Origin of the sequence: Nonomuraea sp. NPDC050540 (assembly GCF_044457485.1) — a bacterium.
In the GTDB taxonomy this organism is placed as follows: domain Bacteria; phylum Actinomycetota; class Actinomycetes; order Streptosporangiales; family Streptosporangiaceae; genus Nonomuraea.
Genome location: NZ_JBITHA010000002.1, coordinates 422473 through 434593, shown reverse-complemented (window position 1 = coordinate 434593; position 12121 = coordinate 422473). Strand labels below are relative to the sequence as shown.

Genomic DNA, 12121 nt, shown 5'->3' with positions numbered 1-12121 from the left:
GTCCTGGTGGGACCGTGGTGGTGCGGCGGTTCCGGGTTCGGGACCGCTGAAGTGGTTCAGGCCGGTTCGCGGCCGGTGTCCTGCCGGCCGGCCGGCGCGCGGCGGAGCCGGGTTCTGAGCTGCTCAAGGGCGGCGGTGGCCGGCTCCAGGTCGGTGACGGGGAAGCCGTCCGCGAGGTCGGGTGCGACGGCGGCCAGCTGTTCTCGTGCGGCGGGCGCGAAGGTGACGCGGCCGTCTTCGACGACCACCCCGTCGCGCAGGGCCGCCCGCTGGTTGAAGTCGACCGCCTCCTTCTCCTCCACGCCGTACGGCAGGCGCAGCCGTATCCCCGAGGCGAGCGAGGCGTGGACCGGATACCCGCCGGGCAGCCCCAGCGGTCCTGGCAGGTGGGTGGGCATGTCGTGGCCCGCGATCAGGGCGGCGACCAGCCGGGCGGAGGCCAGGCCGGTGACGTGGTTGAGCTCGGCGCGCCCGGCGGCGCGCTGCGCGGCCAGCAGGCCGCCCACGTCCGCCAGCTCCCGATCCTCTTCCCGACCCGCTCCCCGGTCTCCGCCCCGATCTTCGTCCCCGAGCCAGGCGCGCGCCTCCGGGTGGCCGTCCCGCGGTGGATAGAGGTGGCTGTGGTGGGCGAGCATCCGCAGGTCACGCTGGTCGGACAGGCCCAGCGCGGCCTGTGCGCTCGCGGCGAGCAGCGCCGCGTTGCCGATGCCACACCACAGGGGCAGTCCCAGCGCCGCGGCGAGGGGGTTCACCGCGTCGGGGAAGCAGGCGTTGATCACCCAGGTCCCCGCCGGGGCCGCGCGGGTGACCCGGAGCGCGGCCTCCGCCTGGAAGGGCAGAGTGACCCCGAATCCCGCCTTTTCCAGGAATTCCGTCCATTTGGAGGGGGAATTCTGGCGTTCCCAGGGTGACTGGGTGGAGGCGGCGACGAGCACGCCATTGGGAACGATCTGACCGAGTGTCTCCGCGAGTGCTTCATTGCTGGTCAAGCTGATTTTTCGGGCCTCGAAGACGACCGGGGCGCCGGAAAGTGCGGCGCGAGTTGACGACACATAGGCGGCTTCGTGTGTTTTGTCGATGTTACGGCCGAGTATCACAACACGGATCGGACTGGTCGCGACGACGGCGAGCGAGTAACAGAATGCGCGAGCCAGGCTCCCCGTCCCGACCAGGGCCAATACGGTGGCATCGCTCATGCTGAGCAGGCCTGTTTGAAAATTGAACGACAAAGAAGGCGGTGCACGTTCAGACCCCCAACGGACCGACTGGCAATGCAGTCGCTAAGGGTGTTTCCCCGTCGGCCACCACCCGCAGTCGGGTGACCGGGGACCCATACTGGTTGTGGGTGATCTGACATGTCAATACCGGGATATGTCGCGATATAAAGTCGGCATCATGGATATTTCGTGGAATGAAGTAGGGGCGTGAGCTGGCATTTCCTTTGGTAAACAAACTTTTCTTCCAGGGGTAATGCCAGGTCAAGGGTGATCATCCTGAGTCGCGGCTCGAACGCCGGCCCCATGGGATACTTCCGGCCATGTTCACCCGAGGCGAGACCGCGCTGACGGTCACCGTGCCCGCCGCCGAGCAGGTCGTGGGCCCGTGGCGGCAGCGCTACGACCCGTCGACCGCCTACGGCGTGCCCGCCCACGTGACCGTGCTCTACCCGTTCCTCGACGCCGCCCGGGTGGACGAGGACGCGCTGCGCGAACTGTTCGCCTCCTGTGAACGCTTCGATCTGGTCTTCGAGCGGTTCGCGCGGTTTCCCGGCGTGGTCTACCTGGCTCCCGAGCCGGCGGAGCCGGTCAGGAAGCTGACCGAGGCCGTGGTGGCGCGGTGGCCGCAGGCGCAGCCGTACCAGGGGAAATATGGGGAGATCACGCCGCACCTCACGGTCGGGCAGGGGATGGACGACGAGAGCGCGGACGCGATCGAGCGCGGCCTGAGCGGGCTGCCGGTGCGGATGCGGGCCAGCGGCGTGACGCTGGAGGTCTTCGACGGCGAGACGTGGCGGCGGCGGGCGTGCTTCCCGTTCGGGGAGGTCGGGGAGGCGGAGTTCGCCTACCCGGGCCCGCTGCGGGACGAACTGGTCGCGGCGATCCTGGCCGGGCGCAAGACCGCGACGAGTTCGCTGCTGGCCGACTACGAGCACGAGGACGAGCCGCTTCCGGTGGCGGGCTCCTGGGACGCGCTGATCGACTCGGCCGGGCGGCGCGTGGCGCTGCTGGAGACCACCGAGGTGAAGGTGGCGCCGATCCGGGAGATCGACGAGCGCTTCGCCCACGACGAGGGCGAGGGCTACGCCGGCGTCGCCGAGTGGCGGGCCGGTCACGAGCGCTTCTGGCTCAGCCCCGAGCACGTGGCCCACCTGGGCCGCGCGCCCGTGATCGACGACGACACCCTCGTGGTGACCGAACGCTTCCGTGTCCTGGAGACCCTGTGAACGACGGAGACTACGGCCTGCCCGGCTCGCTGGCGCGCGTCCTGGACGAGATCGCCGGGGAACGACGGGCCCAGGACGCGCGCTGGGGCATCCAGGACATGCCCGACGGAACCTCCCCATCCCGTACGCCCGCCGCCGACGAGGCCAAGCGCGAGACCTCGGCCGCGGCCGACGACGGCACGCTGACCTGGCGGCACATCCTGGCCGAAGAGGTGCTGGAGGCGTTCGCGGAGTCCGGCTCCGAGGCGCTGCGCACCGAACTGATCCAGGTCGCGGCCGTCGCGGTCAAATGGGCGCAGGCGCTCGACCGCCGCGCGGTCACGGCGGGAACGTCCCCAGCCCCTCGTGCGACACCCGCCACCCCTCGGGAAACCGGCCGGCCATGAGCGCCACGGCCGCGAGCAGCCCGCCGTTGGCCGGCAGGTAGACCGACAGCCCGCCGGGAAACTGCGGCACGTGCCCGGTGGGCAGGTAGTGGTTCTTGTACGTCTCCATGAGCAGCGCGTCGACCGCGTCGCCCGGACGGCCGAGCCGGGTGGCGCACATGGCCAGCACCGGGTAGTCCCACCCCCACGTGCTCCCCAGATCCCAGGTACGCAGCACGTGGTCGAACGTGGCCGACATGATCCCGGGATCGATCAGCGGGGTGGCGGGCAGGAAGCCGAGTGCCATGAGCATCGACGGGTGGTCGTCGGGCAGCGTGTACGGCTCGGTGGCGACCGCCGCGTACACGCCGTCGCGCACCAGGGGCCTGGCCAGCCCATGCAGCACCGCGTCCCACCCGGGCTCCCGCTCCAGGCCGAGCCGCTCGCGCCATTCCTGCGCGACCCGCAGGCCCCAGTGCCAGTAGGCCAGCTCGAAGGTGGGGTCGGCGGTGCCGGCCCGGCCGGGGAAGTACGTCTCCTGCGCCGGGACCAGCGGCGGACCGAGGTGGTGGACGCCGTCCTCGTCCGGTTCGGCGTAGGAGGCCATGAAGTCCGCCGTGGCGAAGACCAGGTCGGCGTAGCGCTCCAGCGCCCCGGGCACGCCGTTGTGCCGGAGCAGTTCGGCGTAGTGGATCGGGTGCGGCTGCTGCCAGATGAGGAAGGCGCCGATCGGGCTGGGCGCCTCGCGGCCGTCCGGGCCGACCTGCTTGGGCCAGCGGGCGCCGGAGTAGCCCTGCTCCGCGGCGGTCCGCCGGGCCTGGCCCAGGATCTCGCGGTACCAGCCGAGACCGCGTTCGAGCAGTTCGGGCCGTCCCCACAGGACGAAGTGGGCGGCGTGCCACCAGTGCATCTCCAGATGGAACTTGCCGCCCCAGGAGTTGTGCACGAGCCCCGACTCCTGCGGCGGCGCCGACCCCGAGCAGTGCACGGCGGTCAGGTACTGCGAGAGCACCACCCGCCGCTCCAGCTCGCCCGCCCGCGGATCGGCGCTGCCCTCGAAGCTGACCGCCGCGCCGGACGTCCAGTACGCCCGCCAGTACCCGGCCGCCGCCTCCTCCACCGCGTCGAAGGCGGGCGGCTCGTCCGGCGGCTCGGCGGAGAAGGCGGCGCTCAGCCTCAGCTCCGCCGCTCCGGTGCCCACCACCGGGCCCGGCCCCCAGCGCCCGTCGGTCCGCACGCGCAGGTGGTAGCGCGCGTCGCCGACGTCGCGCGAGATCCCCTCCGGCCCGTAACAGGTGGTCTGCGCCAGCCGCTCGCCCGGGGAGAGCGGATCGCGCTGCCCGGGAAAGGTGATCGCGACGCCCAGCGCACCGGCCGCGAGCAACGGCGAGCGCACCCGCGTGGCGACCACGTCCAGCTCGGGATGGACCACGGTCCGCACCTCGACCGGCTGCCCGCCGAGCAGGAAAGCCGAGCGCACGCTGCCCGTCCACAGGTCGAGCTCCACGCGCGTCTCCGTCAGCTCCAGCGCCGGGTCGAACCGCAGCCCGATCCGCCCGAGATCGAGCCGCCGCGGATTGGCGTAGAGCCAGCCGCCCGCGTCGGCGGAGGCCACGCCGTCCGCCCCGATCCGCATCCGGTCGGGGTAGCGCACCATACGGGTGCGGGTGGAATAGCCCGTCCCCGCCTCCTCCAGCCGGTACGGCACGCCCGGGTCGGTGGAGTACCAGCCCCAGCTCGACTGGATCCGCAACGGCACCGGGAAGTCGTCAGGATCGAAGACCCCGGGCTCGCGCCGGGGCGGCAGCTCGTGCGCCTCCGGGAACGTCTGCAGCCCGGTCACGTCCACGTTGACCGCGAAGTCGCCGTTGCCCAGGCTGAGCGTGCACGAGGGATGCCAGGACGTGAGCACCACCGCGTGCCGTCGCACCAGCCGCTCCCTGTCGATCACGCCTGCTCCTTCACGCCTGCTCCTTCACGCCTGCTCCTTCGCGGCCAGGCCGAGCCGGGCCGCGCGCCGGGCCGCCTGCCGGTCCGGGTCGGGCACCAGCGCCGACAGCAGCAGCCGCCGCGTGTACGGATCACGCGGCTCGGTGGTCACCTGCTCGGCGTCACCGGTCTCGACCAGCACGCCCTGCGACATGACCGCGACCCGGTCGCTGACGTTGCGCACCACCGCCAAGTCGTGCGAGATGAACAGATAGCTCACCCCGGTGTCGCGCTGGATCTCGGTGAGCAGGCCGAGCACCTGCGCCTGCGTCGAGACGTCGAGCGCGGAGACGGGCTCGTCGCAGATGATCAGGCGCGGGCCGAGGGCGAGCGCGCGGGCGATGGCCACCCGCTGGCGCTGCCCGCCCGACAGCTCGCGGGCGCGCCGCGCGCCGGTGCCGGCCGGCAGCTCGACCCGGTCAAGCAGCAGGGCGATGCGCCGGTCGGCCTCCGCCCGGTCGGCCACGCCGTGCGCGAGCAGCGGCTCGACCAGGATGTCGTGGATGCTCATGGCCGGGTTGAGCGAGCTGAACGGGTCCTGGAAGACCGCCTGGATCTGGCGGGCGCGCGCACGGCGACCGGGTAGGGGCTGCCCGCCGTACCGGATGGAGCCGCCGACGACCGGCGCGAGGCCCAGCACCGCGCGGCCGAGCGTCGTCTTGCCCGAGCCGGACTCGCCGACCAGCCCGAGCGTCTCGCCCTCGCCGACGGTCAGGCTGACCTCCTTGAGCACCCGCACCGGCGGGCGCCCCAGGCCGCGCTGCGGGTAGTCCACCCGCAGGCGGTCGATCTCCAGCAGCGGCGCCCCGACCGCCGCACTCCGTTCGCGTGGCGCGGCGTTGTGCGGGTTGGCCGCCAGCAGATCCTTCGTGTACGGCTGCGCCGGCTGGGCGAACAACGTCCGGGTGGGCGCGCTCTCCACGAGGCGCCCGTCGCGCATCACCGTGACCCGGTCGCACATGTCCGCCACCACGCCCAGGTCGTGGGTCACCAGCAGCACCGCCATGTCGCGTTCACCGCGCAGGGAACGCAGCAGGTCGAGCACCTCGGCCTGCACGGTGACGTCCAGCGCCGTGGTGGGCTCGTCGGCCACCAGCAGCTCGGGGTCGCAGGAGATGGCTCCCGCGATCAGCACGCGCTGGGCGGTGCCGCCCGAGATCTCGTGCGGGTAGGCGCGGTAGATGCGCTCGGGCTCGGCGATCCCCACCCTGGCCAGCAGTTCGAGCGCCCGGCGCCGGGCGGCCCGCCCGGACAGGCCGAGGTGCGCGCGCAGCGGTTCGACGAGCTGGCTGCCCACGCGGAAGCTCGGGTCGAGGTTGGACATCGGCTCCTGGGAGACGTAGCCGATGCGGGGGCCGCGCACGCGGTTCAGCTCGCGTTCGGTCAGCTCGGTCAGTTCGGCCCCGGCGAAGCGGACCGATCCGGCGGCGACCCGGCCGCTCGGCGGCAGCAGGCCGAGGGCGGCCAGGACGGTCTGGGTCTTGCCCGAGCCTGACTCGCCGACGAGGCCGACGACCTCGCCCGGCCGTACCTGGAGGTCGACGCCGTCGACGACGGTGACCTCGCCGCCGGCCGTACGGTGCGTGACCGTGAGGCCGGAGACGGTGAGCAGGGCGCCGTCGGCGGGTACCGGGGCGGGGGAGGAGGCGGCGGGCCGGCGGGTAGAGGGGGCGCGGCCCGCCGCCTGGATCGGAGTGTCCTCGAGCGCGTCGCGTACGGCGTTGCCGAGGACCGTCACCGCGAGCACGGTCGCGGCGATGGCGAGGCCGGGCCAGATCGACAGCCACGGGGCGCGGAAGACGTTGGCGGCGGCGTCGTTGAGCATCGCGCCCCAGCTGGCGGCGCCGGGCTCGCCGAGGCCGAGGAAGTCGATGCCGGCCTGGAGCAGCAGGGCCGCGCCGAACAGCAGCGGCGCCTGCACGATGATCGCCGAGCGGACCACCGGCAGCACGTGCCTGCGCACGACGCGCAGGTCGGACAGCCCGGACACGCGGGCGGCGTCGATGTAGAACTCGCCGCGCACCCGCATGGTCGCGGCGCGGACGAGCCGGTAGATGGACGGCGAGGCCAGGAAGCCGACGAACGCCATGGTGCCGACGAGGTCCGGGCCCATCACCGCGACGAAGGCCAGCACGACGATGAACGCCGGCAGCGCCATGAGCAGGTTGAACAACCAGCTCGCCACCGCGTCCGCCCATCGAGCGAAGTATCCGGCCAGCGTCCCGGCCACGACGCCCATCACCAGTGCCACCCCGGCCGCCAGCAGCGCGCCCGACACGGTGGCCCGGGTGCCGTGCAGCAGCCGGCTGAGCACGTCGCGGCCGGAGCCGTCGCCGCCGAGCGGATGCCCGGGGCCGGGACCGGCCAGGGCGGCCCGCAGGTCGACCTGGTCCGGCCCGTACGGCGCCAGCCACGCCCCGGCCACCGCCGCGACGACGACCAGCAGCAGCACGACGGCGGCCACGAGCGCGGCGGGCCTTTTGAGAAGAGTTCTGCTCATGAGGGGCGCAGCCTTCGGGCCCGGGAGAGTTCCGCTCATGGGGTGCGCACCTTCGGGTCGAGCCAGCTCACCAGCAGGTCGACGACCAGGTTGACGGTGAGCACGATGAGCACGCCGACCACCACCACGCCCAGCACCACCGGGATGTCGGAGCGGCTGGATGCGGCGGCGGCCAGGCTGCCGAGCCCGTTGATCGCGAAGATCTGCTCGACGATGATGGCCCCGCCGAGCAGACCGATGAACTGCAGGCTGACCACGGTCAGCGCGGTGGGCGCGGCGTTGCGCAGCACATGGCGCAGCAGCAGCCGGCGCCGAGGCAGGCCCCGGCCGCGCAGCGTGCGCACGTAGTCCTGGTTCAGCACGGCGGCCACCGCGTTGCGGGTCTGCGCCGCCACGGCCGCCACCGACCCTGCGGCGATCGCCACGACCGGCAGCAGCAGCGAACGCGCCCAGTCGGCCGGGCTCTCCGCGAACGCCACGTACCCGGTCGCCGGCAGCCACCTCAACTGCACCGCGAAGACGATGACCAGCAGCAACGCCACCCACATCCCCGGTACGGCGAAGCCGAGCGCCGCCGCGACCTGCAGCGCCCGGTCCAGCCAGCCGCGCCGCAGCGCCGCCGCCATGCCGAAGGCGATGCCGGTCACCGCCGAGACCAGCGTCGCGATGACCGCCAGCGAGACCGTGATGGGCAGCCGGGCGGTGATCGTCTCGACCACCGGCAGCCCGGTGAACCACGACACCCCCAGATCCCCCCGTACGGCCCCGCCCAGCCAGTCCAGGTAGCGCACGCTGACCGGCCGGTCCAGCCCGAGCTCCACCCGCTTGGCGGCGATCTGCTCGGCCGTGGCCGTCATGCCGAGCAGGTTGTGCGTGGGGTCGGGCACCAGCGTGGTGAGCAGCGAGGTGAGCGCGGTGATCACGACGAGCAGGACGCCCGCCGCGATCAGCCGCCGCGACAGCAGCCTGAGCACCTCAGCCCACCGGGTGGTAGTCGCGCAGGAAGACGAAGATCTGGTCGGCGGCGGCGTCGATCCTGACCTTGTCCTTCTTCCAGACCATGAGGTTGGTGGCGGCGTACAGCGGGGCGAACCACGCCTGCTCCACCACATAGGTGTTGAGCTCCTGGAACAGCTTGCCGCGCTCGGCCTCCTCCGCGACGGCGATCCGGTCCATGAGCTTGGCGACCACCGGGTCCTCCACGTGGAACGGGTTGAACACCCCGCCCTTGGCCAGGAACAGCGAGGCGTCCAGCCAGTTCTCGGTGGCGGTGTAGGTGTACATGAAGGCCGGGTAGGTGCCGGCCAGATACTGCTGGGTGATCAGGTTGCTGGAGACCGGCTTGTACTTCACCTTGATGCCGATCTGGCCCAGTTGCTGGGCGACGATCGGGTACAGCGCGGGCACGTAGGTGTTCTCGCTGGGCAGGGTGAGCTCGAAGCCGTCCGGATAGCCCGCCTCGGCCAGCAGCCGCTTCGCCTTGGCCGGGTCGTAGGGGTAGCGGGAGTTGAGCGCGGCCACGTAGGCGGGGGTGCCGGCGGCGAACATCTGGGTGCGCCGGTCGCCGTTGCCCTTGTCGACCGCCTTGAGTATCCCCTCGGCGTCGAGACCGTGGTTGACGGCCTGCCGTACCTTGAGCTTGGCCAGCGGGGGAGCCAGCTTGCCCGCGCGGTCGACGATCCACATGCCCATGATCAGGCCGGGCATCTTCCTGTGCTCCAGGCCCGCGCCCTGAACCTGCGGCAGGCTCGCCATGGGCACGCCGCCGGCGTCGACCTGGCCGCTGAGCGCGGCGTTGGCCATCGCGTTGGTGTCGGGCAGCGCCTTCATCACCAGCTTGTCGAAGCCGAACGTGGCCGGCAGGGAGTACTTGGGGTTGCGGGTGAAGGTGTAGGACGTGCCGCGGGTGCTGGCGTTCAGGTCCAGCACGTACGGCCCGCTGCCCACCGGGTTGGTCTTGAGCGTGGCGAAGGCCTTGGGGCTGGCGATCATGCCGGGGACCATGGAGAGCTGGTAGAGCAGGCCGGGATCGGGCTTCTTGAGCTTGACCATCAGCTCGGCCGGGCCGGTGGCCTCGACGCTCGCGATGCCGGCCAGCGCCGACTGGGTGGCGCCCGGTGTGCTCAGCCCGCGGTCCAGGTTCGCCTTGACCGCGGCGGCGTCGAGCGGGGTGCCGTCGGAGAAGGTCAGGCCGTCGCGGATGGTCATGGTCAGCGTGGTCTTGGGCTGGTCGTAGGCCCAGGTGGTGGCCACGCCGGGCGAGACGGAGAAGTCGGCGTTGAGCGTGGTCAGGGACGAGTAGACGGCCTGCAGGTAGCCCAGGGAGTTGCCCCCGGCGCCGACGGCTGGGTCCCAGGACGAGACGTCGGCCGCTACGGCCAGGGTGAGCATGCGCTCCGCCGTGGCGGCGCGTTCGGCAGCGCCGCCTGAACATGCGGTGCCCGCGACTGCGAGGGCGACGGCGGCGGCCGCCAAGGCCGTCCCGCGAGATCTCGGCATCGGAACCTCCTCGGATGGGGGTGTGGCGAGGCTAACAAAAACTACCTATCAATTGGTAGGCTTTTGGTAACGATGCCGATCCGAGGAGTTCACATGCCCGTCGACCCGCAGATCGCCCCCCTGATCGCCATGATCCACTCCCAGCCTCCGGCGCCCCACGACCCCGTCGCCCGGCGCCGCATGAACGCCGAGCGCAAGGCGGAGGGGGCCGACCCCTACGGCGACTACGTGCAGGTGGAGCCCGAGATCGCGACGGTCTTCGAGGAGAAGGTCAAGGTCGCCGACCCGGACGGCGAGATCACAGTCCGCGTCTACCGGCCCGCGGAGGAGAACGCCGGGGCGATGGTGCTCTTCCACGGCGGCGGCTGGCTGATGGGCACGATCGACGACAGCGACCGCCGCTCACGCGCCATCGCCGCGGGCGCCGGCGTCGTGGTGGTCAACGTGGACTACCGGCTGGCGCCCGAGTTCCCCTTCCCCGTTCCCGCCGAGGACTGCTACCGCGCCTTCGAGTGGACCGTCGAGCAGGCCGGGCGGTTCGGGTTCGACCCCACGCGGGTGGGCGTGGGCGGCGAGAGCGCCGGCGGCAACCTGAGCGCGGCCGTGTCGCTCCTGGCCAAGGAGCGGGGCGGGCCGATGCCGGTGATCCAGGTGATGGAGATCCCCGCCTTCGACCTGACGATGTCCTCGCCCACCGTGGAGACCTACGCCGAGGGGCACGTGCTGACGAAGCCGGAGCTGGAGTGGTGCGTGGGCACCTACCTGTCCGGGCACGACGCCACCGACCCCATCGCCTCGCCGCTGCACGCCGCCGACCTGGCCGGGCTGCCGCCCGCGGTGATCCTCTCGGCCGAGTGCGACCCGCTGGCCGGCGACGCCCGCCGCTACGCCGCGCGGCTGGCCGAGGCGGGCGTGCCGGTGACCTTCCGCGAGTTCCCCGGGCACGTCCACGGCTCGCACACCCTGACCGGGATGCTGGCCTCCTCGCGCGAGTGGCGCGCGACCGTCGTGAACTCGATCGCCACCGTCATGACCCGCTGACCCGCAGCGCTGACCTTTGGTCCTGACCTGCGGTGGGCAGCGCATCGCGCTGTTGACGTGCGGTGCGGCATGCCGCTGACCTGCTCTCATGTGCGGGGGCACAAGGGGTGGCCGTTATGCTGCCGCGCATGGGTGACCCACGGATCGCGCGCCTGGCCGCCGAGCTGCTGGAGGACGTGCAGGGGCTCGCCGACCGCATGTTCGCCGCCATCGTGGCCGAGGACGAGACCTACGCCGCCATGCCGGAGGAACGGCTGGCCGAGGTGCGCGAGTACAACCGGCGCAACCTCGACGAGCACCTGCTCGACCTGGCGGAACAGCGCCCGGTCAAAGCCGTGGTGTCCAGGGAGACCGCGCGCCGCCGGGCCGGGCAGGGGGTGCCGCTCGGCACGGTGCTGCACGCCTACCGCATCGGGTTCCGGGTGGTCTGGGAGAGCCTGGTCGCGCGGGCCATGGCCGACCCCGGCTACCCCGTCGAGACGCTCGCCACCTCGATGACCGAGGTCTGGTCGCTCATCGACGGCTACTCCGTGGCGGTCACCGACAGCTACCACGAGGCCATGCTGGAGCTGGCCAGGCAGGACGAGCGCGAGCGCCAGGTGCTGCTCGACGCCCTGATCGAGGGGCGGGTCACCGACTGGAGCGTGCTGGGCGGCAGCGCGCACGCGCTCGGGCTGCCGGCGCGCGGGCCGTACGTGTGCGTGGTGGCCGACCCGGCGGTGCCGTTGTCCACGATCGGGCTGCGCGGCGCGTGGCGGCTGCGCGCCGACGACCAGGTGGGCATCGTGGCCGACTCGGGCGCGGTGCGGGCGGCGCTGGCCGGGCGCGGCAGGATCGGGATCAGCGCCCCCTACGAACGGCTGCCGCAGACCGCCGCCGCCTTCCGCCTGGCCAGGCTCGTGTGGGCGGGCCTGCCGCCGGGCAGCAGGGAGGCGGCCACCGTGGACAGCCGCCCGATCGGCGCGCTCGTCGCGGCAGCCCCCGACCTGGCGGAACGGGTCACCGCCGCGGTGCTCGGCCCGGTACTCGACCGCCCCGACGCCGGGGCCCTGCTGGAGGTGCTGTCGGCGTGGATGGAGAGCGGCGAGTCCACGTCAGAGCTGGCCCGCAGGCTCTACTGCCACCGCAACACCGTCCGCAACCGGCTGAGCAGGATCGAACGCCTCACCGGCCGGTCGCTGGAGCGCCCCGGGGACGTGGCCGCCCTGTACGCCGCCCTGATCGGCCACCGACTTGTGCCAGCGCCCAAACCCTGACCGGAAAGCCGTGTCTATGGCCCAGTGC

General features: G+C 72.4%; 9 protein-coding genes. 4 read left to right on the top strand and 5 right to left on the bottom strand.

Going from position 1 to position 12121, the window contains the following annotated elements; all coding sequences use genetic code 11:
• Positions 1 to 56: 56 nt before the first annotated feature.
• On the bottom strand, positions 57 to 989 hold the full coding sequence (locus tag ACIBI5_RS08510) for a hypothetical protein (protein ID WP_397244588.1): 933 nt from the start codon (positions 987 to 989) through the stop codon (positions 57 to 59).
• A gap of 548 nt (positions 990 to 1537) precedes the next feature.
• On the opposite strand from ACIBI5_RS08510, the gene ACIBI5_RS08505 reads away from it, so the two are divergent.
• Positions 1538 to 2443 (top strand): 2'-5' RNA ligase family protein, encoded by a 906-nt coding sequence (locus ACIBI5_RS08505; RefSeq protein WP_397244586.1) that lies wholly within the window; start codon positions 1538 to 1540, stop codon positions 2441 to 2443.
• Complete coding sequence (locus ACIBI5_RS08500; protein WP_397244584.1) at positions 2440 to 2829, top strand: hypothetical protein; 390 nt, start codon at positions 2440 to 2442, stop codon at positions 2827 to 2829. Before ACIBI5_RS08505 ends, ACIBI5_RS08500 begins: the two co-directional genes overlap by 4 nt.
• Here the strand turns inward: ACIBI5_RS08500 and ACIBI5_RS08495 are convergent.
• From ACIBI5_RS08495 to ACIBI5_RS08480, 4 genes are read right to left on the bottom strand one after another with little or no spacing between them, the layout of a single operon-like run.
• The gene (locus ACIBI5_RS08495) at positions 2762 to 4759 is read right to left on the bottom strand and encodes a hypothetical protein (protein WP_397244583.1); all 1998 of its coding nucleotides are present in this window, start codon (positions 4757 to 4759) and stop codon (positions 2762 to 2764) included. The genes ACIBI5_RS08500 and ACIBI5_RS08495 overlap by 68 nt on opposite strands.
• A 24-nt stretch (positions 4760 to 4783) precedes the next feature.
• Entirely contained in the window at positions 4784 to 7297 is a 2514-nt protein-coding gene (locus ACIBI5_RS08490; protein WP_397244581.1) for a dipeptide ABC transporter ATP-binding protein, read from the bottom strand.
• Between the two features lie 35 nt (positions 7298 to 7332).
• Entirely contained in the window at positions 7333 to 8271 is a 939-nt protein-coding gene (locus tag ACIBI5_RS08485) for an ABC transporter permease (RefSeq protein ID WP_397244579.1), read from the bottom strand.
• Between the two features lies 1 nt (position 8272).
• Positions 8273 to 9796, bottom strand: coding sequence for an ABC transporter substrate-binding protein (locus ACIBI5_RS08480; RefSeq protein ID WP_397244577.1), 1524 nt, complete (start codon positions 9794 to 9796; stop codon positions 8273 to 8275).
• 93 nt (positions 9797 to 9889) lie between these two features.
• Between ACIBI5_RS08480 and ACIBI5_RS08475 the strand changes: the two genes are divergently transcribed.
• Positions 9890 to 10837, top strand: coding sequence for an alpha/beta hydrolase (locus ACIBI5_RS08475; RefSeq protein ID WP_397244575.1), 948 nt, complete (start codon positions 9890 to 9892; stop codon positions 10835 to 10837).
• A gap of 128 nt (positions 10838 to 10965) precedes the next feature.
• On the top strand, positions 10966 to 12093 hold the full coding sequence (locus tag ACIBI5_RS08470; RefSeq protein WP_397244572.1) for a PucR family transcriptional regulator: 1128 nt from the start codon (positions 10966 to 10968) through the stop codon (positions 12091 to 12093).
• The last annotated feature ends 28 nt before the right edge of the window (positions 12094 to 12121 follow it).